The organism is Pseudomonas putida, assembly GCF_003228315.1.
In the GTDB taxonomy this organism is placed as follows: Bacteria; Pseudomonadota; Gammaproteobacteria; order Pseudomonadales; family Pseudomonadaceae; genus Aquipseudomonas; species Aquipseudomonas putida_S.
Map to the genome: position 1 here is coordinate 2,610,976 of NZ_CP029693.1, position 26,113 is coordinate 2,637,088.

Annotated in this window: 29 protein-coding genes and 1 riboswitch; of the genes, 8 read left to right on the forward strand and 21 right to left on the reverse strand. The window is 61.1% G+C overall.

Going from position 1 to position 26,113, the window contains the following annotated elements; translation table 11 throughout:
* From cobC to cobO, 9 genes are all read right to left on the reverse strand, one after another.
* Window positions 1-576 carry an alpha-ribazole phosphatase family protein gene (cobC, locus tag DKY63_RS11960; protein ID WP_110964281.1) on the reverse strand — a complete coding sequence of 192 codons (576 nt, stop codon included), beginning with the start codon at window positions 574-576 and terminating at the stop codon, window positions 1-3.
* On the reverse strand, window positions 573-1,628 hold the full coding sequence (gene cobT, locus DKY63_RS11965; RefSeq protein WP_110964282.1) for a nicotinate-nucleotide--dimethylbenzimidazole phosphoribosyltransferase: 1,056 nt from the start codon (window positions 1,626-1,628) through the stop codon (window positions 573-575). The genes cobC and cobT overlap by 4 nt, the downstream gene beginning before the upstream one ends.
* A complete protein-coding gene (gene cobU / locus DKY63_RS11970) occupies window positions 1,625-2,146 on the reverse strand; it encodes a bifunctional adenosylcobinamide kinase/adenosylcobinamide-phosphate guanylyltransferase (protein WP_110964283.1) in 522 nt (173 codons plus the stop codon). Before cobU ends, cobT begins: the two co-directional genes overlap by 4 nt.
* Before the next feature lie 112 nt (window positions 2,147-2,258).
* A complete protein-coding gene (locus DKY63_RS11975) occupies window positions 2,259-3,710 on the reverse strand; it encodes a cobyric acid synthase (protein ID WP_110964284.1) in 1,452 nt (483 codons plus the stop codon).
* Window positions 3,707-4,699 (reverse strand): threonine-phosphate decarboxylase CobD, encoded by a 993-nt coding sequence (cobD, locus tag DKY63_RS11980; RefSeq protein WP_110964285.1) that lies wholly within the window; start codon window positions 4,697-4,699, stop codon window positions 3,707-3,709. The genes DKY63_RS11975 and cobD overlap by 4 nt, the downstream gene beginning before the upstream one ends.
* Complete coding sequence (gene cbiB / locus DKY63_RS11985; RefSeq protein WP_110964286.1) at window positions 4,692-5,600, reverse strand: adenosylcobinamide-phosphate synthase CbiB; 909 nt, start codon at window positions 5,598-5,600, stop codon at window positions 4,692-4,694. The genes cobD and cbiB overlap by 8 nt, the downstream gene beginning before the upstream one ends.
* Window positions 5,597-6,247, reverse strand: coding sequence for a 5,6-dimethylbenzimidazole synthase (bluB, locus tag DKY63_RS11990; RefSeq protein WP_110964287.1), 651 nt, complete (start codon window positions 6,245-6,247; stop codon window positions 5,597-5,599). Before bluB ends, cbiB begins: the two co-directional genes overlap by 4 nt.
* Window positions 6,244-7,644, reverse strand: coding sequence for a cobyrinate a,c-diamide synthase (locus DKY63_RS11995; protein WP_110964288.1), 1,401 nt, complete (start codon window positions 7,642-7,644; stop codon window positions 6,244-6,246). Before DKY63_RS11995 ends, bluB begins: the two co-directional genes overlap by 4 nt.
* Window positions 7,641-8,252: a cob(I)yrinic acid a,c-diamide adenosyltransferase gene (gene cobO, locus DKY63_RS12000; RefSeq protein ID WP_110964289.1), complete on the reverse strand. Its 612-nt coding sequence runs from the start codon at window positions 8,250-8,252 to the stop codon at window positions 7,641-7,643. Before cobO ends, DKY63_RS11995 begins: the two co-directional genes overlap by 4 nt.
* An 82-nt stretch (window positions 8,253-8,334) precedes the next feature.
* Window positions 8,335-8,563: riboswitch (cobalamin riboswitch) on the reverse strand.
* Between the two features lie 162 nt (window positions 8,564-8,725).
* On the opposite strand from cobO, the gene DKY63_RS12005 reads away from it, so the two are divergent.
* Both DKY63_RS12005 and DKY63_RS12010 read left to right on the forward strand, forming a co-directional pair.
* Window positions 8,726-9,310 carry a hypothetical protein gene (locus DKY63_RS12005; protein ID WP_110964290.1) on the forward strand — a complete coding sequence of 195 codons (585 nt, stop codon included), beginning with the start codon at window positions 8,726-8,728 and terminating at the stop codon, window positions 9,308-9,310.
* 68 nt (window positions 9,311-9,378) lie between these two features.
* On the forward strand, window positions 9,379-10,692 hold the full coding sequence (locus DKY63_RS12010) for a PQQ-dependent sugar dehydrogenase (RefSeq protein ID WP_110964291.1): 1,314 nt from the start codon (window positions 9,379-9,381) through the stop codon (window positions 10,690-10,692).
* Window positions 10,693-10,800: 108 nt separating this feature from the next.
* Here the strand turns inward: DKY63_RS12010 and DKY63_RS12015 are convergent, their stop codons facing one another.
* The 6 genes from DKY63_RS12015 to DKY63_RS12040 all read right to left on the reverse strand — a co-directional run bounded on the left by DKY63_RS12015 (window position 10,801) and on the right by DKY63_RS12040 (window position 16,120).
* Window positions 10,801-11,454, reverse strand: coding sequence for an O-methyltransferase (locus tag DKY63_RS12015; protein ID WP_110964292.1), 654 nt, complete (start codon window positions 11,452-11,454; stop codon window positions 10,801-10,803).
* Window positions 11,455-11,472: 18 nt separating this feature from the next.
* Complete coding sequence (locus DKY63_RS12020; RefSeq protein WP_110967911.1) at window positions 11,473-12,009, reverse strand: C40 family peptidase; 537 nt, start codon at window positions 12,007-12,009, stop codon at window positions 11,473-11,475.
* A 164-nt stretch (window positions 12,010-12,173) separates the two neighbouring features.
* Window positions 12,174-12,821: a C40 family peptidase gene (locus tag DKY63_RS12025; protein WP_110964293.1), complete on the reverse strand. Its 648-nt coding sequence runs from the start codon at window positions 12,819-12,821 to the stop codon at window positions 12,174-12,176.
* Window positions 12,822-13,046: 225 nt separating this feature from the next.
* A complete protein-coding gene (gene hda / locus DKY63_RS12030) occupies window positions 13,047-13,751 on the reverse strand; it encodes a DnaA regulatory inactivator Hda (protein WP_110964294.1) in 705 nt (234 codons plus the stop codon).
* Window positions 13,752-13,948: 197 nt separating this feature from the next.
* The gene (locus DKY63_RS12035) at window positions 13,949-15,022 is read right to left on the reverse strand and encodes an AI-2E family transporter (RefSeq protein ID WP_110964295.1); all 1,074 of its coding nucleotides are present in this window, start codon (window positions 15,020-15,022) and stop codon (window positions 13,949-13,951) included.
* A gap of 36 nt (window positions 15,023-15,058) precedes the next feature.
* The gene (locus DKY63_RS12040) at window positions 15,059-16,120 is read right to left on the reverse strand and encodes a DUF2066 domain-containing protein (protein WP_110964296.1); all 1,062 of its coding nucleotides are present in this window, start codon (window positions 16,118-16,120) and stop codon (window positions 15,059-15,061) included.
* A gap of 384 nt (window positions 16,121-16,504) precedes the next feature.
* Here DKY63_RS12040 and purM point away from each other — a divergent pair, with 384 nt between their 5' ends.
* The 5 genes from purM (at window position 16,505) to DKY63_RS12065 (ending at window position 20,485) form a co-directional block, all read left to right on the forward strand.
* Window positions 16,505-17,563 carry a phosphoribosylformylglycinamidine cyclo-ligase gene (gene purM, locus DKY63_RS12045; RefSeq protein ID WP_110964297.1) on the forward strand — a complete coding sequence of 353 codons (1,059 nt, stop codon included), beginning with the start codon at window positions 16,505-16,507 and terminating at the stop codon, window positions 17,561-17,563.
* Window positions 17,563-18,213 (forward strand): phosphoribosylglycinamide formyltransferase, encoded by a 651-nt coding sequence (gene purN / locus DKY63_RS12050; protein ID WP_110964298.1) that lies wholly within the window; start codon window positions 17,563-17,565, stop codon window positions 18,211-18,213. Before purM ends, purN begins: the two co-directional genes overlap by 1 nt.
* 8 nt (window positions 18,214-18,221) lie before the next feature.
* Window positions 18,222-18,935 carry a DUF3108 domain-containing protein gene (locus DKY63_RS12055; protein ID WP_110964299.1) on the forward strand — a complete coding sequence of 238 codons (714 nt, stop codon included), beginning with the start codon at window positions 18,222-18,224 and terminating at the stop codon, window positions 18,933-18,935.
* 210 nt (window positions 18,936-19,145) lie between these two features.
* Window positions 19,146-19,562 carry an OsmC family protein gene (locus tag DKY63_RS12060; RefSeq protein WP_110964300.1) on the forward strand — a complete coding sequence of 139 codons (417 nt, stop codon included), beginning with the start codon at window positions 19,146-19,148 and terminating at the stop codon, window positions 19,560-19,562.
* A 62-nt stretch (window positions 19,563-19,624) separates the two neighbouring features.
* Window positions 19,625-20,485, forward strand: coding sequence for a pirin family protein (locus DKY63_RS12065; protein ID WP_110967912.1), 861 nt, complete (start codon window positions 19,625-19,627; stop codon window positions 20,483-20,485).
* 132 nt (window positions 20,486-20,617) lie between these two features.
* On the opposite strand, the gene DKY63_RS12070 is transcribed toward DKY63_RS12065, so the two are convergent.
* From DKY63_RS12070 to DKY63_RS12085, 4 genes are all read right to left on the reverse strand, one after another.
* Complete coding sequence (locus DKY63_RS12070; RefSeq protein ID WP_110964301.1) at window positions 20,618-21,346, reverse strand: dienelactone hydrolase family protein; 729 nt, start codon at window positions 21,344-21,346, stop codon at window positions 20,618-20,620.
* Between the two features lie 68 nt (window positions 21,347-21,414).
* Window positions 21,415-23,319, reverse strand: a complete 1,905-nt coding sequence (htpG, locus tag DKY63_RS12075) for a molecular chaperone HtpG (protein ID WP_110967913.1) — start codon at window positions 23,317-23,319, stop codon at window positions 21,415-21,417.
* A gap of 81 nt (window positions 23,320-23,400) precedes the next feature.
* Entirely contained in the window at window positions 23,401-23,853 is a 453-nt protein-coding gene (locus tag DKY63_RS12080) for a PaaI family thioesterase (RefSeq protein ID WP_110964302.1), read from the reverse strand.
* Window positions 23,850-24,326, reverse strand: a complete 477-nt coding sequence (locus DKY63_RS12085) for a PaaI family thioesterase (protein WP_110964303.1) — start codon at window positions 24,324-24,326, stop codon at window positions 23,850-23,852. Before DKY63_RS12085 ends, DKY63_RS12080 begins: the two co-directional genes overlap by 4 nt.
* A 157-nt stretch (window positions 24,327-24,483) precedes the next feature.
* Between DKY63_RS12085 and DKY63_RS12090 the strand changes: the two genes are divergently transcribed.
* On the forward strand, window positions 24,484-24,729 hold the full coding sequence (locus DKY63_RS12090; RefSeq protein ID WP_110964304.1) for a hypothetical protein: 246 nt from the start codon (window positions 24,484-24,486) through the stop codon (window positions 24,727-24,729).
* A gap of 78 nt (window positions 24,730-24,807) precedes the next feature.
* On the opposite strand, the gene DKY63_RS12095 is transcribed toward DKY63_RS12090, so the two are convergent.
* Both DKY63_RS12095 and DKY63_RS12100 read right to left on the reverse strand, forming a co-directional pair.
* Window positions 24,808-25,209, reverse strand: coding sequence for an MAPEG family protein (locus tag DKY63_RS12095; RefSeq protein ID WP_110964305.1), 402 nt, complete (start codon window positions 25,207-25,209; stop codon window positions 24,808-24,810).
* Window positions 25,209-25,946, reverse strand: a complete 738-nt coding sequence (locus DKY63_RS12100) for a DUF599 domain-containing protein (RefSeq protein WP_110964306.1) — start codon at window positions 25,944-25,946, stop codon at window positions 25,209-25,211. Before DKY63_RS12100 ends, DKY63_RS12095 begins: the two co-directional genes overlap by 1 nt.
* Window positions 25,947-26,113: the final 167 nt, after the last annotated feature.

Sequence of the window (26,113 nt, forward strand, 5' to 3'; positions counted from 1 at the left end):
TCAGGACACTTCCCTGAGCATGCCATCGGCCTCGACCGTGAGCGAAACCAGCGCCCCATGCCCCACTTCGACGTTGAGCAGTTGCTCCCGGGGCAAACCCCGCGCCTGAGCCAGCAACAAACGCATCACGCCACCATGGCTGATCAGCAGCACTCGCTCACCGGCATACGCCGATTGCAAACGCGCCACCGCCGCCAGCACCCGCACCGAGAAGTCAGCCACCGGCTCGCCTTCAGGCGGGGTAAACGCATAGGGATCGGCCCAGAACAGGCCCAAGGCTTCAGCATCGGTTTCCATCAGCGCCGCAGCGCTCTGCCCTTCCCAGTCGCCGAAGTGCAGTTCCTGCAGGTTGCGGTCGAACTCCAATGGCAAGCCATATTGCCCCGCCAGTTCTTCGGCGAACCGCGCGCAGCGCTGCAACGGCGAGCTGACCAGACGGTCCCACGGCCCCTGCTCCATCACCGCCGCCCGCATCTGCTGCCAGCCCTTTTCGGTCAACGCATCATCGAGGCTGCCGCGCAGGCCGCCACCGAGTTCGGTCTCGCCGTGACGCAACAGATCCAAGTGCAAGGTCATGCCGGACGATCCGCAACGGCCGCTTCAGCGAACGTCGCCATCTGGCCGTGCAGGTCACACGCCAGACGCAGCAACGGCACCGCCAGCGCCGCGCCGCTGCCTTCGCCCAGCCGCAAGCCGAGATCGAGCAACGGCTCGGCGTTCAGGGTTTCCAGCACATGCCGGTGGCCCGGCTCGGCGCCACGGTGGCCGAACAACAGCCACGGCCGGCATTGCGGATTCAGACGCACCGCGACCAGTGCCGCAACGCTGCAGATAAAGCCGTCCACCAGCACCGCGATGCCTTCCTGGGCGCAGGCCAGATAGGCACCGACCAGCGCGGCGATCTCGAAACCGCCCAGGTTGAACAGCGTCTGCAAGGCATCGCCGCGTTGAGCAGCATGCAGCGCCAACGCACGCTCGATGACGTGCGCCTTGTGACTGACGCCCGCGGCGTTCAAGCCGGTGCCGGGCCCTGTCAGGTGCACCACCGGGCAATCCAGCAAGGCACAGGCCAGTGCACTGGCGGCGGTGGTGTTGCCAATGCCCATCTCGCCACCGATGAACAATTGCGCCCCGGCGGCTTTTGCTCGCAGCACACTGTCACGGCCCCCCTTGAGCGCAAACTCGCCCTGAACGGCAGTCATCGCCGGCCCCTGGACGAAATTCGCCGTGCCCGGGCCAACGTTCAAATGACGCACCCCCGGCAGGCTCAAGGACGGCGTGACCGTTCCCAGATCGACCACTTCCAGGGACGCGCCCAACTGCCGCGCCAGGACACTGATCGCCGCGCCGCCGTTGACGAAGTTGTGCAGCATCTGCCCGGTGACTTCCTGGGGAAACGCCGATACGCCTTCGGCCACCACGCCATGATCACCGGCAAAAATCGCGATCCAGACCTGCGCAAGGCTTGGCTTGACCTGCCCCTGCATACCCGCCAGTTGCACCGCCACCGACTCCAGCTGGCCGAGGGAGCCGGCCGGTTTGGTCAGTTGCTGTTGCCGGGCCTGCGCCTGTTCGAACGCCTGGGCGTCGAGGGTCTTGCACGGGTTCAGCCACCAGGATTGAGTCATAACGCAGTTCCTTTCAGAGTCAGGGGCAGGCCGGCCACGGTCAGGACAACCCGCTGACAACGCTCGGCCAGAGCTTGATGCAGCCATCCGGCTTCATCGACATAGCGGCGAGTCAATTCGCCCAGCGGCACGACACCCATTCCGGTCTCGTTGCTGACAAAAATGATTTCGCCCGGCAGTGATGCCAGGCATTCGAGCAGGGCATCGCGCTCGGCGTTCAGGCGCTCGTGGTCATCGAGCATCAGCAGGTTGGTCAGCCACAGGGTCAGGCAATCCACCAACAGGCAGTGGTCGACACGCGCGTTTTCACGCAGCACGCGGGCCAGTTGCAGGGGTTCTTCGATCAAGGACCAATGCGCCGGACGCCGGGCGCGGTGATGGGCGACCCGTTCGCTCATTTCGCCGTCCAGGGGTTGGCTGGTGGCGATGTAGGTCACTGCCAGGCCGCTATCGCAGGCGAGTTTTTCGGCCAAACGGCTCTTGCCGGAGCGGGCGCCGCCGAGGATCAGTTGCAACATCATTCATTCCTTAAAATCTTTGGTGTGGCAATCGCGAGCAGGCTCGCTCCTACATGGGAATGCGTTCAACTGTAGGAGCGAGCCTGCTCGCGATGAGGTCGGCACGGCCACCTTAAATCCCGCAGAGTTCACGCAACAGTCCGGTATCCAGATGCTTCTCCACCAGATCCGCCAACCGCTCGATATCCCGTTCGCGCAGCCCGTGGTAATCCACCTCCTGCACATCGCTCAAACCGGCCCAGCGCAATAACGCGCCACAAGCCGCCGGCGATTCGAACAGGCCATGCAAATAAGTGCCGAAAATCTGCCCATCGAGGCTCTGCGCGCCATCGCAACGACCATCATCGAGCTGCGATGCGGCGTTTTCCAGCGCCGGGCCAGTGGTCACGCCGGCGTGGATTTCATAGCCGCTGACTTCAGCATCTTCAAGCGCCAGTCGCCCGCGCACATTGCGCAGTTGCTTCTCTTGCTCAAGCACGGTTTCGAACGCCAGCAACCCAAGACCGGCACTGGAACCCGGCGCGCCTTCCAGGCCCAGTGGGTCATGCACCTGTTCGCCGAGCATCTGCAGGCCACCGCAAATACCCAGCAACTTCCCGCCATAACGCAGATGGCGAGAGATTGCGGTTTCCCAGCCGTTGGCCCGCAGATACGCGAGGTCACTGCGCACGCTTTTCGAGCCGGGAAGGATGATCAGATCGGCTGCCGGGATTGCCTGGCCCGGGCCAACAAATTGCAGGTCCACTTGCGGATGCAGGCGCAGCGGATCGAAATCGGTGTGGTTGCTGATGCGCGGCAACACCGGCACCACCACTTTCAGCACTTGATCGGCCTTGTCGGCCTGGCGCTGATCGATACCGTCCTCGGCCTCCAGATGCAGGTCCATCACGTAAGGCAACACGCCGATCACCGGTTTGCCGGTGCGCTGTTCCAGCCAGTCCAGGCCCGGTTGCAGCAAGGCGATGTCGCCACGAAAACGGTTGATGATGAAGCCCTTGATCCTCGCCTGCTCGCTCGGCGACAGCAGTTCCAGTGTGCCCACCAGATGCGCGAACACCCCGCCACGGTTGATATCGGCGATCAGCACCACCGGGCAATCCACCGCTTCGGCGAAGCCCATGTTGGCGATGTCGCCGGCGCGCAGATTGATCTCGGCCGGTGAACCCGCGCCCTCGACCATCACCAGTGGATAGGCGGCGCAGAGCCTTGCATGGGAGGCCAGCACCGCTTGCATGGCGATAGCCTTGTAGTCGTGATAGGCCACGGCGTTCATGGTCGTGACCGCGCGGCCATGGATGATCACCTGGGCGCCGGTGTCGCTGTTGGGCTTGAGCAGCACCGGGTTCATGTCCGTGTGCGGTTCAAGAAAGGCAGCCTGTGCCTGCACCGCCTGGGCGCGTCCGATCTCGCCACCGTCGGCGGTCACCGCGCTGTTGAGCGCCATGTTCTGCGGCTTGAACGGCACCACGCTCACACCCTGACGCGTGGCCCAGCGACACAGCGCCGTCACCAAGGTACTTTTGCCGGCATCAGAGGTGGTGCCCTGCACCATCAGCGTGCTCATGAAATGTCCTTGGTGAAAGCTTCCAGCGCTGCGGTGAGACGCGCCCAATCAGCGTCTTCGCCCGGCAGGCCAAAACGCAGGCTGCTGGTTTGCGTGAACAATCGCAGGAGTATCCCGCGCCGCGCCATGAAGTCATGCAATTGCTCGGCGCGCTCGGTGACCAGCCACTGGAACAAGGCACAACCGCCCTGGGGCTTGAGACCGTGCTGCTCGAGCAACGACGCCAGGCGTTCACTGGCTTCTTCGGCGCGCAGCCGTTGCCGCGCATGCCCTTCGGTATCGCGCAGGCAAGCCTGGCCCAATACCCGGGTCGGCCCACTTACAGCCCAAGGCCCGACCTGTTCGGCAAGCAATTTGAGCAACTTGCGCTCGGCCAGCACGAACCCCAGTCGCACCCCGGCCAGGCCGAAAAACTTGCCGAAGGAGCGCAGCACGATCAATCCCACCTGATGGGCAAACGGCGCCACGCTCAAGTGCGGCGTGTTGTCCATGAACGCTTCATCCACCACCAGCCAGCCACCGCGCTGGGCCAGTCGCGAATGCCAGTCGAGCAAGCGCGCGGGTGTCAGGCTCAGGCCCGTGGGATTGTTCGGATTGACCACCACCAGCACATCGAGGCTGTCGAGGAAAAAGTCGACTTCCTGCTCCAGCACTTCGCGCACGATATAGCCATTGCGCCGCCAGGCTTCGGCATGTTCGGCGTAACAGGGCGAGAGCACGCCGACTTTGCCGGCCCGACGCAGGCGCGGCAGCAGCTGGATGGCCATTTGCGACCCGGCCACCGGCAACGCCTGCAGGGTGCCGTAGTAATCGCAGGCGGCCTGTTCCAGGCCGTCATCGGTTTCCGGCAAGCGTGCCCAGGCGCGCATCGGGATCTCGGGCAGCGCAAACGGCCAGGGCGCCAGGCCGCTGGACAGATCGAGCCAGTCGGCTTCCTCGATGCCGTATTCGAGCGCCGCCTTGCGCAACCGTCCACCGTGTTCAAGCATAAAATTCAGCTCCCACACACAGAATCAGCAGCCATAACCATACCCCGCGCTGGACCAATTGCCAGCCGCGGTCGATGGAGTCGGCGTCCGCCGGAGCGCCTTCGCCCAGTTGCGGACGCTCGTGCAGCTCGCCGTGATAAATCGCCGGCCCGCCCAGCTCGACACCCAGGGCACCGGCACCGGCGGCCATCACAGGTCCTGCGTTGGGGCTGTCCCAGGTCGGGCCCTGGGTGCGCCAGCATTTCAAGGCCAGTCGGGTTTTGCCCAGCAGCGCGTAGGTCAATGCCACCAGGCGCGCGGGAATGTAGTTGAGCACATCGTCGATCTTCGCCGCCGCCCAGCCGAAGCGCTCGAAGCGTTCGTTGCGATAGCCCCACATCGCATCCAGGGTGTTGCTCAAACGGTAGAGCACCACGCCCGGCGCACCGGCCACGGCAAACCAGAACAAGGCGGCGAACACCGCGTCGCTGCCGTTTTCCAGCACCGACTCGGTGGCGGCACGGGCGACTGCGGTTTCATCCAGCTCGCTGGTCTTGCGGCTGACCAAGTAGCTGACACGCGTGCGTGCTTCTTCGAGATCACCGCTGCGCAAGGCCTTGGCCACGGGCTCGACATGCTCGCCCAGGCTGCGCATGCCGAGGGCGCAATACAGCGCGAGAATTTCGACGACCCAACCGACATAAGGAGCCCATGAAAATGCCGTGGCCAGCAGGGTCAGCGGCAACACCGCAATCACCCAGGCGGTGACACCGTGACTGCGCCAGCCACGACCGCCACCGTTGAAACGTTGCTCGATGCGGTCGGCAAATCGGCCGAACGCCACCAGCGGATGCCAACGTTTAGGCTCACCCAGCAGCGCATCCAACCCCACGGCGGCGACACTCAACAAAGCCACACTCATGGACGCACTCCCCAAAAATTTTCAAATAACAGTTCGTTCAGCGGACGCGCCTGCGCCCAGCCTTCGAGCACCAGCATCGGCGCCGGATAAAACTCCTTGACCGGTCCCAGGCACAAAATGGCCAATGGCTTGGCGCCGGCAGGCAGGCCCAAAAGATCCGCCAATGCCTGCGGCTCGAACAGCGACACCCAGCCCATCCCCAGGCCTTCGGCGCGGGACGCCAGCCACAGGTTCTGGATCGCGCAGGACAACGAAGCCATATCCATTTCCGGCAGGGTGCGCCGACCGAAGATGTGCCGTTCGCGATCGTCCATCAGCGCCGCCACCAACAACTCGGCGCAATCGTTGATGCCTTCGACCTTGAGTTGCATGAATTCGTCACTGCGCTCGCCGAGGGCTTCGGCGGTGCGAATGCGCTCCTCTTCCACCAGATCGCGGATCTTGCCGCGCAGGTCGCGGTCGCTGATGCGAATGAAGCGCCAGGGCTGCATCAGGCCGACGCTGGGGGCTTGATGCGCGGCTTCGAGCAGGCGCTGGAGCAGTTCGGGTTCGACCGTGCCGCCGGTGAAGTGGCGCATGTCGCGGCGTTCGGCGATGGCGCGGTAGACCGCTTCGCGATCGACGTGACTGAATGCGTTGTCTGTCATGGCCTCTTCGCGAGCAGGCTCGCTCCTACAGGAGAATACGTTTCTTCAGGCATCACATCTTCCAATGTGGGAGCGAGCCTGCTCGCGAAGGCGGTCTCACGGTCAGGCGCAAACAGCGCAGCAATCGCCGTCGGATTGGACGGAAAATAAAAATGCACATACGAAGCCGTCATCCGCCCCTCGCGATAAACCGCTTCCGCCCCTCGCCCACCGTTAGGGCTCATGCCACGGGCAATAGGCGTCAGTTCGGTCGTAGTCAGCGAATGATGGTAAGTGTGGCCACGTAACGAACCTTCCGGCAGTTCGACCGCCTGCAAGGCCAGCGCGGCAAGGCGCTTCTGCATCACCGCGTCGCCACTGAGCAAACCAACCAACTCCGCGCGCGTGCCTTCGACATCGGTCAGCGAATCGAGCAGATAGAGCATGCCGCCGCACTCGGCCAGCAGCGGTTTGCCCGCTGCATGGTGCGCGCGAATCGCGTCCAGCATCGACGTGTTTTGCGCCAGCGCCACATGGTGCAACTCCGGGTAGCCGCCCGGCAGATACAAGCTGTCGGCCTCCGGCAATTCGGTATCACGGATCGGCGAGAAGAACCGCAGATCAGCACCCATCGCCCGCAACAGATCGAGGCTGGCGCCATAGGTAAAGGCAAAGGCTTCGTCCCTGGCCACGGCAATGCGAACACCGGCGAGCAGCGGTTCAGCAATAATCACCTCGGGCGCGGCAAACTCCACCGCCGGCGGCAGCGCGACTTCACAGCTCCCGGCCAGGGCGTCGGCCGCCGCATCGAGGCGCAGGTCCAGATCGTTCAATTCACTGGCCTGCACCAGGCCCAGGTGCCGACTCGGCAATTCGATCCCGGTTTCCCTGGACAAGGCACCGTACCAGCGCAGGCCTTCGGTCAGGCTGCCTTCGAGCAACTGGGCGTGGCGCAGGGTGCCGACGCGGTTGGCCAGCACGCCGGCAAACGGCAGGTCCGGTTGATAACGCGCCAGCCCCAGCGCGAGCGCGCCGAAAGTCTGGGCCATGGCCGTGCCGTCGATGACAGCCAGCACCGGTACACCGAAGTGCCGCGCCAGGTCAGCGCTGGACGGTGTGCCGTCGAACAGGCCCATGACGCCTTCGATCAGAATCAGGTCGGCATCACCCGCCGCTTCCCACAGCAAGCGACGGCTTTCCTGTTCGCCGACCATCCACATGTCCAGTTGATACACCGGCGCACCGCTGGCGCGCTCGAGGATCATCGGGTCGAGAAAGTCCGGACCGCATTTGAACACGCGCACCTTGCGCCCCTGATTGCGATGCAAGCGGGCCAAGGCGGCGGTGACGGTGGTCTTGCCCTGACCGGAGGCCGGCGCGGCAATCAATACCGCCGGGCAATGGCGAGGCTGGCTCACAGCTCGACGCCTTTCTGCGCCTTGATACCGGCCTGGAAGGCGTGCTTGATCATGCCCATCTCGGTGACGGTGTCGGCCAGTTCGATCATTTCCGGCTTGGCGCCGCGACCGGTGACCACCACATGCTGCATTGGCGGACGGGCCTGCAGATCGCTGAGCACCTGGTCGAGATCGAGGTAGCCGTGCTTGAGGGCGATGTTCAATTCGTCCAGCACCACCAGGCCGATGGCCGGGTCGCGCAGCAATTCCTGCGACACCGCCCAGGCCGCTTCGGCGGCGGCGATGTCACGCTGACGGTCCTGGGTTTCCCAGGTGAAGCCCTCGCCCATCACATGAAAACGCACCTGCTCGGGGAAGCGGCGGAAAAACAATTCCTCGCCGGTGCTGTTGCGGCCCTTGATGAATTGCACCACACCGCACTGCATGCCATGGCCCAGGGATCTTGCGAGCATGCCGAACGCCGAGCTGCTCTTGCCCTTGCCGTTGCCGGTCAGTACCAGCAGCAGGCCGCATTCGTTGGGGGAGTTGGCGATGCGTTCGTCGATCACGGCTTTTTTGCGCAGCATGCGCGCCAGGTGACGTTCGTCACGATCAGTGGATTCAGTCATGGGGAGCTCTCCGTTGAGGCGGGAATAACGGCGGGCAGGCACAAGAATAGATGGCAGGAAGCCTGGCATCGCCCACCGTGATGCCACTGGGATGGATCAGGCCGGTCTCCGGGCTCATGAGCGGCGCAAGCCTGACTGCGCGCCTTCCCATGTCATCGACACAGTGGCTCAAGACGCAGCCTTCACTCATTTACCGTTGCGGGGGCAGCGCCGGGATCGCAAGCCTCGATGCTTTGCATCGGCCACTCACCGGCTTCCCTGTTTCACTCTGTCGACCGGAGTCACAGAGCACCTGAAACAAGCCGCGAAGGTTAGAGGGTTGGGGGTGGAGCGTCAATTAAAGCCGGCCCCCTGCACCTGCAATCTGCTGGAACATCGACTGCTGCTCAATATTCTGACGTCAATCTTGTGCCACACTGTCAGCAGTGATATCAAAGCGCCATAACTCACACCACAATAAAAAGGTGAGCCCCATGCAAGGCATGATCATCAGCAACCCGAAGCTGGAATTCCTGCGCCCGGTGCTGGAGCGCTGGTTTGACTGTATCGATCGCTACAACGCCATACGCGGCGACAGCGAAACGCCCTACTGGCTGGACGAAAAAGCCAATCTCGGGTTGCTCAGCGCTGCCGCGTGGATGGCCGAGATCATCACCCTGGAACAATCGCCCACCCGCAAACAGATCGAGGAAGGCGAGCGCAATGGTCGCGCCGACATGTTCATCGCCACGCCTGAAGCCCGCGCGTGGCTGCAGGCCACGCAGCGCTGGCCTCGGGTCAATCAACTGAATCTGACCCAGCCGCTGCACGACATCACCAGCAGCGCCAAACGCATCAGCTACGCCAGCGATCTGAAGCTCGGCTGTCTGTTCGTGGCGCCGCAGAAGACCCAGCACAGCGCCACCCCGGAAGAATTGCAGGACATGGTCGACGACCTGCAAAAGGAGCACACCTGCGCCGTGGCCTGGTATTTCCCCTACGCCTATCGCAAGTTGCACAACGAAGCGGGCCACTATCACCCCGGCATCGCCATGCTGCTCAAGGAAGCGCGCGGCTGACCGGTTGAACCATCGCGCGCCTGCGCTTCTCTACTGATCAGGTCACTGCATTTATAGGGAAGATCAGCATGCGCAAGCTCCAGCTCGTTCTCGCCTTGGGTTTCGCCTGCGGGCTCGTCGCCTGCGGTGAAACCTCCAGCCTGCAAGTCTCCGACGGCACCGGCCCGACACCCAGGCTGCCGGAACCGAACAAGACCCTGTTTCCGACGATGAACATCGCCCCGGCCATCGGCTGGCCCCAAGGCGCCAAACCGGTTGCCGCCAGTGGCACCCAGGTCGCCGCCTTCGCCGATGGCCTCGATCACCCGCGCTGGCTCTACGTACTACCCAACGGCGACATCCTGGTCGCCGAAACCAACGCCCCGCCCAAACCCGACGACAACAAGGGCCTCAAGGGCTGGATCACCAAGAAAGTCATGAGCCGCGCCGGCGCCGGCACCCCGAGCCCGAACCGCATCACCTTGCTGCGCGACAGTGACCACGACGGCATCGCCGAAACCCGCACGGTGTTCCTGGAGAACCTCAATTCGCCCTTCGGCATGACACTGGTCGGCAATGACCTGTACGTCGCCGATACCGATCGCCTGTTGCGTTTTCACTATGAAAACGGCGACACCGTCATCAAGTCACCGCCGATCAAGGTGATCGATCTGCCGGGAGGCACGCTGAATCACCACTGGACGAAAAATGTCATCGCCAGCAAGGACGGCAGCAAGTTGTACGTGACCGTTGGTTCGAACAGCAATGTCGGCGAAAACGGTCTGGATAAGGAGGAAGGTCGTGCGGCGATCTGGGAAGTGGATCGCGCCACCGGCAAGCACCGGATCTTCGCTTCCGGCATCCGCAACCCCAACGGCCTGGCCTGGGAGCCATCCAGCGGTGCACTGTGGACCGCCGTCAATGAGCGCGATGAAATCGGCAGCGACCTGGTGCCCGACTACATCACCTCGGTGAAGGACGGCGGTTTTTATGGCTGGCCGTACAGCTACTACGGCCAGCACGTCGACGTACGGGTCGAACCGCAAAATCCGCAATTGGTGGCCAAGGCCATTGCGCCGGACTATGCGGTCGGCCCGCACACGGCATCGCTGGGCCTGAGTTTTGCCGAGGGCAACCGCTTGCCGGCGCAATTCAAGGAAGGCGCTTTCGTCGGCCAGCACGGCTCATGGAACCGCAAGCCGCACAGTGGCTACAAAGTGATCTTCGTGCCCTTCAGCGCCGGCAAGCCAGTCGGGCCGCCGGTGGATGTGCTGAGCGGTTTCCTCAATGACAAGGAAGAAGCCATGGGCCGCCCCGTGGGTGTGGTGATTGATCAACAAGGGGACCTGCTGGTGGCGGACGACGTGGGGAACAAGGTGTGGCGGGTGTCGGCGACGAAATAACGACACCTGACACTGTAGGAGCGAGCCTGCTCGCGAAGAGGCCGGCACATTCAACATCAATTCTGCCTGACACACTGCTATCGCGAGCAGGCTCGCTCCTACAGGAGGTCAGCGTTTACGGCAGAGTGTGAGCCCGTCACCCAACAGCAACAACGACAAGTCCACCCGCTCATCATCCTTTAACGCACGATTGAGCGTCTGGATCGCGCGGGTGTCCTCACTCTCCGGATTATCCTCAAGCACCCGCCCGCTCCACAGGGTGTTGTCGAACACCACCAACCCGCCGGTGCGCAGCAGACGCAGCGCATGCTCGAGATAGGCCGGATAGTTGGCCTTGTCGGCATCGATGAACACCAGATCGAACTGACCCGGCTGATCCAGCTTTCCCAGGGTTTCCAGCGCCGGCGCCAGGCGCAGGTCGATGCGATCGGCCAAGCCTGCTTCCTGCCAGTAACGCCGCGCCGTGGCGTTGTAATCGCCAGCGATGTCACAACAGATCAACGAACCGCCAGCCGGCAATGCCGCCGCCATGCACAGTGCGCTGTAACCGGTGAACGTGCCGACTTCGAGTACGCGTCTTGCGCCAGTGAGCTTGACCAGCAACGCGAGAAACTGCCCCTGTTCCGGCGCCACCTGCCAGCGCGCGTTGGGCAAGGCCTGGGTTTCGTCGCGCAAGCGTTTGAGCAACGGCGTTTCGCGCAGGGAGACGTCCAGCAGGTACTGATAGAGCGAATCGTCGAGATTGAGTGTGCGAGCGGTCATGACCACACCCTCCGGCTATCAGGGATTACGCGCCAGGTGCTCCGGTTGCAGGACGCGCTTGGCGCTCAGGTAGGCTTTCTGCCAATACGCCTTGGACAGGCTGTCCAGCTTGACCGTACCGCCCGTGGCGGGCGCGTGGACGAAGCGGCCTTCGCCGACGTAGATGCCGGCGTGGCTGACCTGCGAACCGCCATTGGTGGCGAAGAACACCAGATCACCGGTCTGCAGGCCTTCCTTGCCGACATCGGCCGCTTGCATGCTGATCATTTCCCGGGTGGTACGCGGCAGGGAAATACCGGTGACATCACGGTAGACATAGCCGATCAGGCCGCTGCAATCGAACCCGGAATCCGGCGTATTGCCGCCCCAGCGATAGGGCGTGCCGACAAGACCGAGCGCACGGAACAGCACGTCTTCCGCTTCAGGGGAAAACGCTTGCGAGGGGCCGAATACGACGGGAGGGCGTACCACCGGCGCAGGGGGCGGTGTACGACTGGCGCACGCACTGAGCAGCGCGGCGAAGAACATGATTGCGAGGCGGGCCGACGTCGACATAAGCAGAGCATCCTGATCTGGCTGCGGCTTTTTCTGCAACGACGCAGAAAAGAAAACCGCCTGCGCGTCACGCAGGCGGTTTGCCATCATTCATGGATCAGAATTCTAGCGCTTATGCGGCAAACTTCAAGTAAGACTTTAAGTTCGCCTTACAGATTGTCCGCTTACTTGCGCGCGGTGACGATTTCCGGCGTCGCAGCAGGCGCCATCGCGAGTGCGCGCTTGGCTTCGATGAAGGATTTGCTCCAGTAGCTGTCGCCCAGGCTATCAATCCGCACACCACCGCTGCGGCGGCTGCTGGAATGGATGAACTGGTTGTCGCCCAGGTAGATGCCAGCATGGCTGACACGATTGCGACGGCCGGAGGTTGCGAAGAACAGCAGATCACCTGGCTTGAGCTTGTTGCGCGAAACCAGTGGTGCATCCACGTTGATCATTTCGCGGGTGGAGCGCGGCAGGTTCATGCCCGCTTCTTCACGAAACAGATAGCCGATGAAGCCGCTGCAGTCGAAACCGGCTTCTGAGGTACCGCCGAAACGGTAACGGGTACCGATCAGGGACATGCCGCGTTCGAGGATGCTGTCGGCCAGGGCCGGCAACTGGTAGGACTTGCCGTCAGCAAAAGCGGCCAGTTCTTTTTCGGTGGCCACTTCGTCCTGGTAAAGAGAGTCTTGATAACGGACGGAAGACTGGGCGGTAACAGCGTTTTGAACCTGCTGTGGCGCTTGCTGGGACACTGGCGTGTGGGCAGCGCAACCGAACAACAGGGTAACGAGTGCGAGAGGCACGAGGGGTGCGAAGCGATTTAGCATGGGCACGACCGTGGCTGATAGTTGTAAAGAAGCCGAGACTATGCCCGCTATCAAACCTATTTGCAAATTCAATCGAACTTTTTGTGACTTATCGTTTTCCCGCTGACATCTAAGCGCTTAAGCCCATTTTGATTGTTCACGCGGCCTGCACCGTGCAGGAAAGCGTGTTTTCTGGCGCCTGAAATATGCCAAACCGCGCTGCAGCCCGCGACTTACCGGGCCTGACTACCAGCCCAGGGTTTCTTTCAGGAAGGGAATGGTCAACTTGCGTTGCGCTTGAAGGGAGGCCTGATCGAGGCGTTCCAGCAACTCGAACAATGCACTCATGCTGCGGGTGCCGCGGGTCAGGATAAAGTGCCCGACTTCGTCGGTCAGGTGCAGGCCGCGCCGGGATGCGCGCAATTGCAGGGCGCGCAATTTGTCTTCATCGGAAAGCGGGCGCATCTGGAAGATCAAGGCCAGGGTCAGGCGGGACTTGAGGTCCGCCAGCTTCACTGGCAACTCACGCGGCGAGTGCGATGCGGCGATCAGCAAGCGCCGGCCGCTGTCACGCAGACGATTGAACAGATGGAACAGCGCCTCTTCCCAGTCAGCCTTCCCGGCCACCGCCTGCAGATCATCCAGGCAAACCAGTTCGTACTGTTCCAGGTGATCGAGAATTTCCACGCCGCGATCCATCAACTCCGCCAGCGGCAGATAAACCGCCGGCTCCCCCATCTGCTCGAAACGCAGGCAAGCAGCCTGCAACAGATGCGTACGGCCTACGCCGTGTTTGCCCCAGAGGTAAATCAGGCTTTCGGTCCAGCCGGCGTCGGCTTCGCACAGTCGCTCGACATAGCCGAGTGCAGCGGCATTGGCGCCTGGGTAGTAGTTGATGAAGGTGGCGTCGTCACGCAGACGCACACCTAGGGGCAGCTGAATTGGTTCCATGCTGACTGTACAGTTCCCAAGGAACCGTTAGTGGCCTCTGTGTAAAGTTTGCGAAGTTTATACCCGTGACGCCGACCGCACAATGCGACGCACCACAAGCAAAATCAAAGGTTTGCGTTGATGTCCCGGTTTTATGACGGTTTCTCTGGCGGTACAGGCATCGACCCGGCATCCCACCGGGTCGCGCATGAGCAAGCCTAAAGCTCCGGCTCGTCGACACCACTGTAGATTTCGGAATCCTTGTACAGGTCGTGAACATGACGCACCAGCACCATGATCACCGCCGCCACCGGCAACGCCAGGAGGATGCCGGTAAAGCCGAACAGCTCACCACCGGCCAAGATCGCGAAAATCACCGCCACTGGATGCAGACCGATGCGATCCCCCACCAGCAACGGCGTCAACACCATGCCTTCCAGTGCCTGCCCGACCATGAACACCGCAACGATGCCAACCATCGGATACAGATCGCCACCAAACTGAAACAGGCCGGCGATCAAGGCCGAGCCAATACCGATGACAAACCCCATGTACGGCACAATCGCTGCCAGACCGGCGATCAGACCGATCAACAAGCCCAACTCCAGCCCCACCAGCATCAGGCCCGCGGCATAGATCACGCCCAAGGCGAGCATCACCAGCAACTGCCCGCGCACGAAGGCCCCGAGCACTTCATGACATTCGCCAGCCAGTGACACCACGCGCTCCTCGCGATCGCGAGGCAGCAAGCTGCGCAACTTGGCCATCATCACATCCCAATCCCGCAGCAAGTAGAAACTCACCACAGGGATCAGCACCAGATTCGCCAACCAGGCCATCAAGGCCAGTCCGGAAGCCGTGGCCTGGCTCAGCACCACGCCGACGATATCGGTGGTCTGCCCCATGTGCTCGCTGATGGCGGCCTTGAGCTTGTCGAACTTCCAGAACCCTTCGGACAAGCCGAATTTCGATTGCGCCCATGGCAACGCCGTGTGCTGCAGCCAGTCGAGCATCTGCGGTGCCAACTCATATAAGCGAAAGAGTTGCTTGGCCAGCATCGGCACCAGGACCAGCAGCAGCGCGGTGAAGATCAGGGTGAACAGCGCGAACACCGTGACGACGCCCAGTGTGCGAGACAGCCCGGCCCTCTCCAGCCGATCCACCAGGGGATCGAACAGATAAGCCAGCAAGAGCGCCACCAGGAACGGCGACAGGATCGGATGCAACAGCCAGATGAACCCGCAGAGCAGAACCACCCCACCCAACCAGAACCAACGCCGTGTATCAGCCATGAACCACTCCCTTGCTTCTATATATAGAAAGAAAAACTACCAGCGAAAATGCAGCGCAGGCGTAGCTGCCGGGGCCGGTGCTGGCGCTGCGGCAGGGGCTTGGCCGTCGGCCGTCGGTGCAGCAGGCGGCAGGTTGGCCGGAGCCGGTGCCGACACCTCCTGCAACTTCGCCAGCGACAACTGCGCCCGCAACTGCTCGGTACTGCCATTGACCCGATACAGGATCTTGTCGCCATCCACACTTTGCGGCCGTCCGTTGAAGGGCTCCAGCAAGCGCCCAAGGGTCGCATAGCGCTCAAGGTTCATGCCTTGAACTTCCAGTAGTTGCGCAGTGGATGCCCCAGCCTTGGCGACGAAACGCGGCGCCAGTCGCTGGTTGACCGCCAGCATCACCGCGTCCGCGACGGCCGCTTGATCGCCCCCCGTGACGGTGCCCGCTTCCTTTTGATCCCCCAGCCACAAACGCCAGTTGGCTTGCCATTGCCCTCCCTCTTCGTGAGCATGCACTGCCAGCAGGGCGTCAGCGTTGTAGCGCTCCGAAGCGTTGCGCAAAGGTGCCGGGTCGGTACCTTCCAGGTTGGGCGCGGTGGCAACAAGCTGTTCATTCAGATCCGCCAACGGCAAGCGCAGCGGTAAACCGCGATGTTGCGCGGCACGTCGCAATGGGGCTGCGCTGGCCTGCCCATCACCCACAAGGCTTGCTCCTTCGGTTGTGTCGTTCAACCACCAACCGAGAATCGACGGACGATTGGCGCCCCACGTGGCCAGTCCGGCGCGGCGCAATGCTTGTTCAGTGGTGCCTGGATCGAAATCGACTTTCAATACTTCCGGCGGCCCGGCGTCGTAACCGAACTGGCTGATGATTTGCTGCGGATCCTTGCGGATCGCCGCCAGCCCCGGGCTTTGCGCGGCCTTGGGGTCGCCGGTCAGGCGCAGCACCAGCGTATCGAGGGCGCGCTGGGTCGCTTGATCGCGCTCTTCCGGTGACTGGCCGTTGACCGGCTCGCGCACCTGATAAAGACCTTTGACGGTTTCGGCCTGGCTGACCAGGCTGATCAATGACAGACAACCCACAAACAAGAATTTACAAAAACGCATGGAGGATTCCTGACGACAAGAGCGGCTGGAACAGGCCGCATGAAGACGTTCGAGCAAGGCTGTGACCATGACCGGACGCAAAACATTCACACGGGCTGGGTAAGTTTTCGCACTGTCATAACGATAGACGCTTAACGGCGATACTTTACGCAGGCCGCAAGGATGCCACCATCGAGCGCGCATGACGGTTTTTTTAAGCCGATATGCCCCTGCCGTCGGCGTGAGGATGGCCGCTGCCCTTCAAGCCTGATAAAATCGCGCGCCTTCGCAGACCGGCAACAGCCGGGCACTTTCGAAATTCGCGTGAGGCAATCGCCCGCTTCGATTTCGGCAGCCCCGCTGAACTCGGTCGTTACCCAGAAATTCCCCCTAAAGGCCTGGATCATGAGCAAGCAACCCTCCCTGAGCTACAAGGACGCCGGTGTAGACATCGACGCCGGTGAAGCATTGGTCGAACGCATCAAGAGCGTCGCCAAGCGCACTGCGCGCCCGGAAGTCATGGGCGGCCTGGGCGGTTTTGGCGCCCTCTGCGAAATCCCGGCCGGCTACAAGCAACCAGTCCTGGTTTCCGGCACTGACGGCGTCGGCACCAAGCTGCGCCTGGCACTGAACCTGAACAAGCACGACAGCATCGGTATCGACCTGGTCGCCATGTGCGTCAACGACCTGGTGGTGTGCGGCGCCGAGCCGCTGTTCTTCCTCGACTACTACGCCACCGGCAAACTGAACGTCGACACCGCCGCTCAGGTCGTGACCGGCATCGGCGCGGGCTGCGAGCTGTCCGGCTGCTCCCTGGTCGGTGGCGAAACCGCTGAAATGCCTGGCATGTACGAAGGCGAAGACTACGACCTGGCCGGCTTCTGCGTCGGCGTCGTGGAAAAATCCGAAATCATCGACGGTTCCAAGGTTGCTGCCGGCGATGCCCTGCTCGCCCTGCCATCTTCCGGCCCGCACTCCAACGGTTACTCGCTGATCCGCAAGATCATCGAAGTGTCCGGTGCCGACATCGAAAACACCCAGCTCGACGGCAAACCGCTGACCGACCTGCTGATGGCCCCGACCCGTATCTACGTCAAGCCGCTGCTCAAGCTGATCAAGGAAACCGGCGCTGTCAAAGCCATGGCCCACATCACCGGTGGCGGCCTGCTGGACAACATCCCGCGCGTCTTGCCAAAAGGCGCCCAGGCGGTGGTCGACGTGGCGAGCTGGACCCGCCCGGCGGTGTTCGACTGGCTGCAAGAGAAAGGCAACGTCGACGAAAACGAAATGCACCGCGTCTTGAACTGCGGCGTCGGCATGGTCATCTGCGTGGCTCAGGAGCACGTTGAAGCCTCCCTCAAAGTGCTGCGCGACGCTGGCGAGCAGCCATGGGTCATCGGCCAGATCTCCACCGCTGCCGAAGGCGCGGCCCAGGTCGAACTGAAGAACCTCAAGGCTCATTGATGAGCCAGACCTGTGATGTGGTGGTGCTGTTGTCCGGCACCGGCAGTAACTTGCAGGCCCTGATCGACAGCACGCGGACCGGCGACAGCCCGGTCCGCATCGCTGCGGTGATTTCCAACCGCGCCGACGCCTACGGCCTGCAACGCGCCAGGGATGCGGGTATCGACACCCGCGCCCTGGATCACAAGGCTTTCGATGGCCGCGAAGCCTTCGATGCCGCGCTGATCGAACTGATCGACGCGTTCAACCCCAAACTCGTGGTACTGGCTGGCTTCATGCGCATTCTCAGCGCGGATTTCGTGCGCCACTATCAGGGTCGCCTGCTCAATATCCATCCCTCGCTGCTGCCCAAATACAAAGGGCTGCACACGCATCAGCGCGCGCTGGAAGCTGGCGATGTGGAACATGGCTGTTCCGTGCACTTCGTCACCGAGGAACTCGATGGCGGACCACTGGTCGTACAGGCAGTAATACCGGTAGAGTTGCACGACTCGCCGCAAAGCCTGGCGCAGCGAGTCCATGTTCAGGAACACTTGATCTACCCGATGGCCGTCCGCTGGTTTGCCGAAGGCCGGTTATCACTTGGCGACCAAGGTGCTTTACTGGATGGACAGTTACTCGCGGCCAGCGGCCACTTGATACGAACCTAGGAGATTTTATGCGTCGTGCCCTGCTCTTCGCTTGCGCGCTGCTCGCCCTGCCCTTCGCACAGGCGGCAGACCTTCAACCCTTCTCCGCCAGCTACACCGCCGACTGGAAGCAGCTGCCCATGAGCGGCACTGCCGAACGCAGCCTGACCAAGGACGCCAACGGCACCTGGAAGCTCAGCTTCAAGGCGTCGATGATGATCGCCAGCCTGACCGAAGAAAGCACCCTGACGGTCGACAAGGACACCCTGCTGCCGCAGTCCTACCATTTCGAGCGGGGTGGCCTGGGCAAAGCCAAGAAAGCCGACCTGGACTTCGACTGGGCCGCCAAGAAGGTGACCGGCACCGACCGTGGCGACGCGGTGAACATTCCACTCAACCGCGGCATGGTCGACAAATCCACCTACCAGCTCGCGCTTCAGCATGACGTGGCCGCCGGCAAGAAAAGCATGAGCTACCAGGTGGTCGATGGTGGTGAAGTCGATACCTATGACTTCCGCGTGCTGGGCTCCGAGAAAGTCGACACCAAGGCCGGCCAGATCGATGCAGTCAAGGTCGAGCGCGTGCGCGATCCGACACAAAGCAAGCGCACCACCGTGCTGTGGTTCGCCAAGGACTGGGACTACCTGCTGGTCCGCCTGCAACAGGTCGAAACCGACGGCAAGGAGTACAACATCATGCTCCTGGACGGCAAGGTGAACGGCAAGACGGTCAAAGGCAGTTGATCCAGCGACACGACAAAGCCCCGCAATTGCGGGGCTTTTTTTTTGCGCGCTGATGTGGGAGCGAGCCTGCTCGCGATGGACGTGAACGATAACGCGCACCGCCTGCGTGAACACGCCCACAAAATTGGAACGACAGATCAGCGTGATGGCTCTATACCTTCAGCGTTCTTTTTGATCGAATGACTTTTCCTGATGCCAGCGAGGTTTCCCATGACCGTTACCGTCAACACCGTCTCCGCCGAAGGTTTTCGTCACAGCGTGCAAATCGATGACCACGAACTCTTTGCCGACGTACCCGCCACGGCTGGCGGTGAAGGTTCTGCACCGGAACCACACGATTACTTCGATGCTGCGCTGGGCGCCTGCAAAGCCCTGACCTTGAAGCTGTATGCCAAGAAGAAAGACATTCCCCTGACCGGCGTTGGCGTCGAGGTCAAACGCGACAACAGCCAGGAGCAAAAGGGCAAATACGCCCTGCACGTCAAACTGACTCTCAAAGGCGTGCTCACCGACGCCCAGCGTGACGAACTGCACCGCGTAGCCGACCGCTGCCCGATCCACAAGCTGATGACCACCAGCGAAGTCAGCATCGAAACCCATCTTTCCGAAGGCGCGTTCAGCCAATAGCGGCAACGATGGCGCAAGCGGGTTATGCTCGATCGCATCACCCGCTCAGCCTGGAACGCACCATGAACACTCCGCTCGTGATCCGCCCCCGCGCCGAAGACGTCGAGGGCCAGCCGATTCTTCGCCCGCTACCCTCAGCCAAATGCCGCAATGTCGGGCCCTTCGTGTTTTTCGATCACATGCTGCAAACCCGCTACGCCGCGGGAGACGGCATGAACATCCGCCAGCATCCGCATATCGGTCTGTCCACGCTGACCTACCTCTTCGAGGGACAGCTCCAACACAAGGACAGCTTGGGCTCGGATCAGGTGGTCAGCCCCGGGGATGTCAGCTGGATGACCGCCGGCAGCGCCATCGCCCACGTCGAGCGCACCCCCGAAGCCCTCAAAGGCCGCGAATTCACGATGCACGGCCTGCAAATCTGGCTGGCCTCACCCAAGGACCAGGAACAAGGTCCCGGCTACTACAGCCATCATCCTGCCTCCACATTGCCGGTCAGCGAGAACCTTGGGGTGAAGATCCGGATGATCGCCGGGTCAGGCTTTTGCCTGGAATCGCCGGTACCGGTGCTTTCTCCTACGCTGTACGCCGAATTGCACCTGCAAACGGCAACGACCCTGCTGATTCCCACCGAACATGAAGAACGTGCGCTGTATGTGCTCAGTGGCGAGGTACTGCTCAATGGCGAGCCGGTCGAACCTCACGATCTGGTGGTATTGCCGACCGGGGAAGAGATGACATTGTCCGCTGACAGCGACAGTCATGCGGTGCTGTTTGGTGGCGCACCGCTGGACGGCCCAAGGCGGATCAACTGGAATTTTGTCTCGAGCGATCCGGCGAAGATCGACGAAGCGCGCAGGCGCTGGGCGGCCGGGGATTGGCCGAAGGTGCCGGGGGAAGTTGAGCGGATCGAGCTGCCTTAACTTTGCCGTCGTCAGTTACACCGTCTTCGCGAGCAGGCTCGCTCCTACAGGGAAACGCATTCCATTGTAGGAGCGAGCCTGCTCGCGATGAGGCCGGCACTAGCGAAGACAAATGCACGGCATAAGCTGCAATCAGCCCTTGAACACTTCATCCAGCAGGTTGTGCATCGACGTAAACGCCCGTGCGGCAACCTTGGCGTCATACATCATCATCCCCGGCACCTTGGCGTGCGGGTCAGTGAACGAGTGAAACGCACCGCCGTAGCTGAGCAACTGCCAATCCACACCGGCGGCATTCATTTCATCCTCGAATGCCGGCAACTGCTCCTTCGGCACCAATGGATCGGATGCGCCGTGCAGGACCAGCACCTTGCCCTTGATGTTGTTCGCATCGGCCGGATTCGGGGTATCGAGGGTGCCGTGGAACGAGACCGCCGCCTTCACCGGAGCACCGGTACGCGCAAGTTCCAGCGCACAGCAACCACCAAAACAGAAACCGAAGGTCGCCAGCTTCGAGGTATCGACGGCAGCCTCACCCTGTTTCTGCAATTGCTCGAAAGCCGCCTGCATGCGCTTGCGCAGCAACGCGCGGTCATTCTTCAGCGGCATCATTGCCGCGCCCGCCTCGTCGTTGTTCTGCGGACGCACCGACTGCCCATAAATGTCGGCGATCAACACCACGTAGCCCTTGGCAGCAACCGACTTGGCGATCTCTTCAGCACCCGCGCCGACACCCATCCAGTTTGGTGCCATCAGCAAGCCCGGACGCGCGCCCTTGTGCTCGGCGTCGAACGCCAGGCGACTTTCATAGGGCTGGCCGTCAATCTGGTAGGCCACGGAACGTACAGTGATTTGGCTCATTTCTGACTCCTGATTTTTTGAACACCAGAATGAAAAAACCCGCCGAAGCGGGTTTTTCTGCAACACAGTTAAGCCGACAACTCGACCAACAGCTTGTTCAGGCGACGAACATAGGCCGCCGGGTCCTTCAGGCTGTCGCCGGCCGCCAGGGCCGCCTGATCGAACAGGATGTGCGACAGGTCGCCGAAGCGCTCGTCACTCTGCTCGTTGTCGAGCTTCTCGATCAGCGGGTGAGCCGGGTTGAATTCGAAAATCGGCTTCGAATCCGGCACCTTCTGCCCGCTGGCTTCCAGGATCTGACGCATTTGCAGGCCCAGGTCCTGCTCACCAATGGCCAGGATCGCCGGCGAATCGGTCAGGCGATGGGAAACCCGTACTTCGGCAACGGATTCGCCCAGTGCGGTCTTGAGACGCTCCACCAGACCTTCCTTGGACTTGGCGACTTCTTCAGCGGCCTTCTTGTCCTCTTCCGAATCCAGGTTGCCCAAGTCCAGGTCACCGCGCGCCACGTCGACAAAGCTCTTGCCGTCGAATTCACTGAGGTAGCTCATCAGCCACTCGTCGATGCGGTCGGTCAGCAGCAGCACTTCGATGCCTTTCTTGCGGAAGACTTCCAGGTGCGGGCTGTTCTTGACCTGGGCGTAGGTTTCACCGGTCAGGTAGTAGATCTTGTCCTGGCCTTCCTTGGCGCGGGCCAGGTACTCGGCCAGGCCAACCACTTGCTCGCCGTCATCACCGTGGGTGGATGCGAACCGCAGCAGGCCGGCAATTTTTTCCTTGTTGGCGAAGTCTTCCGCCGGGCCTTCTTTCATGACTTGGCCGAAGTTCTTCCAGAAGCCCTTGTATTGCTCAGGCTCGTTCTTCGCCAGCTTCTCCAGCATGTCCAGCACGCGCTTGGTCAGTGCCGACTTCATGGAGTCGATGATCGGGTCTTTCTGCAGGATTTCCCGCGACACGTTCAGCGACAGGTCGTTGGAATCGACCACACCCTTGATGAAGCGCAGGTACAGCGGCAGGAACGACTCGGCCTGATCCATGACGAATACGCGCTGCACGTAGAGCTTCAGGCCTTTCGGCGCTTCGCGCTGGTACAGGTCGAACGGTGCACGGGCCGGTACGTACAGCAGCGAGCTGTATTCCAGCTTGCCTTCGACCTTGTTGTGGCTCCAGCTCAGCGGGTTCTCGAAGTCGTGGGCGATGTGCTTGTAGAACTCCTGGTATTCCTCGTCCTTCACTTCAGTGCGCGGACGGGTCCACAGGGCGCTGGCGCGGTTGACGGTTTCCCATTCAACGGCTGGCTTCTCTTCGCCCTCGGCGGCTGCCGCTTCTTTCGGCAACTCGATCGGCAAGGCGATGTGGTCGGAATACTTTTTGATGATGTTGCGCAGGCGCCAGCCGTCGGCGAACTCGTCTTCACCGGACTTCAGGTGCAGCACGATACGAGTGCCGCGGTCGGCCTTGTCGATAGTGGCAACTTCGAACTCGCCCTCGCCCTTGGACGACCAGTGCACGCCTTCGCTGGCCGGGCTACCGGCACGGCGGCTGAACACGTCGACCTTGTCGGCAACGATGAACGCGGAGTAGAAGCCCACGCCGAACTGACCGATCAGGTGCGAATCCTTCTTCTGGTCGCCCGACAGGTTTTTCATGAAGTCGGCGGTGCCGGACTTGGCGATGGTCCCCAGGTGGGTGATCACATCTTCACGGCTCATGCCGATGCCGTTGTCTTCGAGGGTGACGGTCTTGGCGTCCTTGTCGAAGCTCACACGGATTTTCAGTTCCGCGCCACCTTCCAGCAATTCAGGCTTGGCGAGGGCTTCGAAACGTAATTTGTCTACAGCGTCAGAGGCGTTCGAGATCAGTTCGCGAAGGAAGATTTCCTTGTTGGAATACAGCGAATGGATCATGAGGTGCAGCAGCTGCTTTACCTCGGTCTGGAAGCCCAGGGTTTCCTTTTGAGTTTCCACACTCATGGTCATCAAACTCCAATCAGATGGCATAAGCCGCGACCAAGAGGGTCAGCGGCGGGTTGTCATGAGAGTTGGGGGCTGTGTTCAGGATTTCAAGGGTTCCTCCAGTTTGAAATGCGCCCTGGCCGTCGCGATAGGCTCAGCTTCCGTGGTTTGCCAGGCGGTAATGGCGACGTTGCCCACCCGACGCCCCTGGCGGCACACCTGGCATCGGGCCCAGGTATCGCGAAATTGTCCGGCACGCAGGTAATCGAGGGAGAAATCGATAATTTTCGGTACCCCCGGCGATCCGGTGCTGATCAGCAGATGCAGCGCGGCGGCCAGTTCCATGAAACCGGCAATCACGCCGCCATGGATCGCGGGTAACAGGGGATTGCCGATGTTGTCCTTGTTGGCCGGCAGGCGAAACAGCAATTCATCCCCCACCCGCGAACATTCGACGCCGATCAGCGTGGCGTAGGGGATCAGCTGCAGCAGCGTGCTGTAATCGCCCTGCTCGTGAGCCTGTTGCAATTGTTCCTGAAAGGAATCGCTCATTTCGCACCTCCAGCGATGGCGCCACCAAAGCTTTTGGTGCCCTTGATGCCTTTGCCCATGCGCATGAACGTGCCCACCACATGGGCAATCGGCTGCTCGGGATCGTCCTGATAGGCAAAGCCGCGGGCGAAGATCACATCGGTGGTCACCCGGTAGCACTGGGCGAAACCGTACACGTCCTTATGGGGCTCGGCGGCGTGCATATAGTCGATGCGCAGGTCGAGGGTCGGGCAGACTTCGAATTCCGGCAATACGCAGAGCGTGGACATGCCACAGGCAGTGTCCATCAACGTGGTGATCGCCCCGCCATGAATCACCCCGGTTTGCGGGTTTCCTACGATCTGCTGGCTATAAGGAAGAACGACGGTCAACCCCTCATTACTGGCACTGTGAACACGTAACCCGAGGACCTGACAATGACGCAGGGCTGACATGAATCGTATTGCGCGCTCAAAAACAGGGTTTTCAGCCATTGGTTAAAGCTCTTCTTGAATACCTACAGAATGAAGTAGCGGTTCGCATAAAAGTTCCGCTTTAGAACAAACTTATATATCTCAAGCATTTGTGGAACTTAACCCCTGGGCTTGTGCTCGAAAGGCCAGTAGTTATTTTCATCAGGAGAAACACCCCATGCGTAAGACTTTAGCTATTGCCTTGATGTTGACCGCTTCCCTCGGTCTCGCTGCCTGCGATAAAAAATCCGAGGACAAAGCTCAAGAAGCCAACAAACATGCTGAGCAAGCTCAGCAAGACATGAGCAAAGCTCAGGATAAAGTGAACGACGCGGCGAAAGAAAACGCCGAAGCCGCCAAAGCTCAGGCTGAATCGAACGAAGCAGCGGCAAAAGAAGCCGCGCCGGAAGCACCTAAGAACTAATTCGGTTTTTAGCGTGAAAAAAGAAAACCCGCCAAGTGCGGGTTTTCTTTTGCCTGCGATTTTGTTGGCCATCCAGTCTTAGAGCAAAATCGTGCGAAAAGTCGGACTAATCATCAGCAATAGTGAACAGACAAATCCCACCAGCCATACCATGCTGCGTTGCCAGGTCAGGTCTTTCCAGTAACACAGCAAATAGATAACTCGTGCGATGACAAAGATGATGGCCAACAGATCAATGAGCCATCCCGCCGTCTGCGTGGTATGCGCCATCAATACTCCCACCGCAAACAAAATGAACGCCTCGAAACTATTCTGGTGTGCAGCCAATGCACGGGCACCGAAACCGGTGAGTTGCCCTTGTTGTTGGCGTGGCAAGTGATTGTTGTAACCGCCCTGCTCTTTCATGGCTTTGGTAACGGGCATGCGCGCCACGTAAATCAACAGTGCACTGATAAACACACACCAGAACGGAATACTCATCAAGCGGCCTCTTTATTCACCTCGGGCAATGGCGCCTCTGTAGGGGTATAGACCATCACGTCGAGAACGTCGGAATGAAACTCGCGGCGATACAAGACGAACACCACGCCCGCACTCATCAACATGAACAGCCAGGGGCTGACGAACCAGGCGAGCATGCTCATCCCGAAATAGTAGGACCGCAGACCAAAGTTGAACTGGTTGGCCGCCATCGAGATGACCCGCGCCGCCCGCGAGGCAAAGGCCTTGCGCTCAAGTTCCGATACATGGCGCTCGCCGGCCATCGGCGCCGAGCCCACCAGAATCGCGGCGAAATTGTACTGGCGCATGCACCAGCTGAAAGTAAAGAAGGCGTAGACGAACACCAGCGCCAGGCACAGCAACTTGATTTCAGACATGCCCTGTGTCGCCTGTTGCACCATGGGAATATCCGCCAGCAGCGACACCGCCCGTTCGGAGGAACCCAGCACGGTCAGGATGCCGGCCAGGATAATCAGGGTGCTGGAGGCGAAGAAGGACGCGTTGCGCTCCAGGTTGCCGATCACGCTGGCATCGGCAATGCGGTTGTCGCGCAGCAGCATGCGGCGCATCCAGTCCTCGCGATAAAGATGCAGGACACTGGCCAGGCAGGCGGTATCGCGGCCTTTCCAGGTCGCATAGCGGGTGTAACCGCCCCAGCAGATGACAAACCAGAACGCGGCAAGGATGTGGATCAGGTTGGCTTGGATGAACGACATGCAGGTCCTTTTTTGATGTAGTGACGAAACGCCAAACCTTGTGGGAGCGAGCCTGCTCGCGATAGCGCTGGATCAATCAGCACCTCTATTGAATGTGACGCCGCTTTCGCGAGCAGGCTCGCTCCCACAATAGGTCAGGAGGTCAGGAGGTCAGGCAGTGCTTCGAC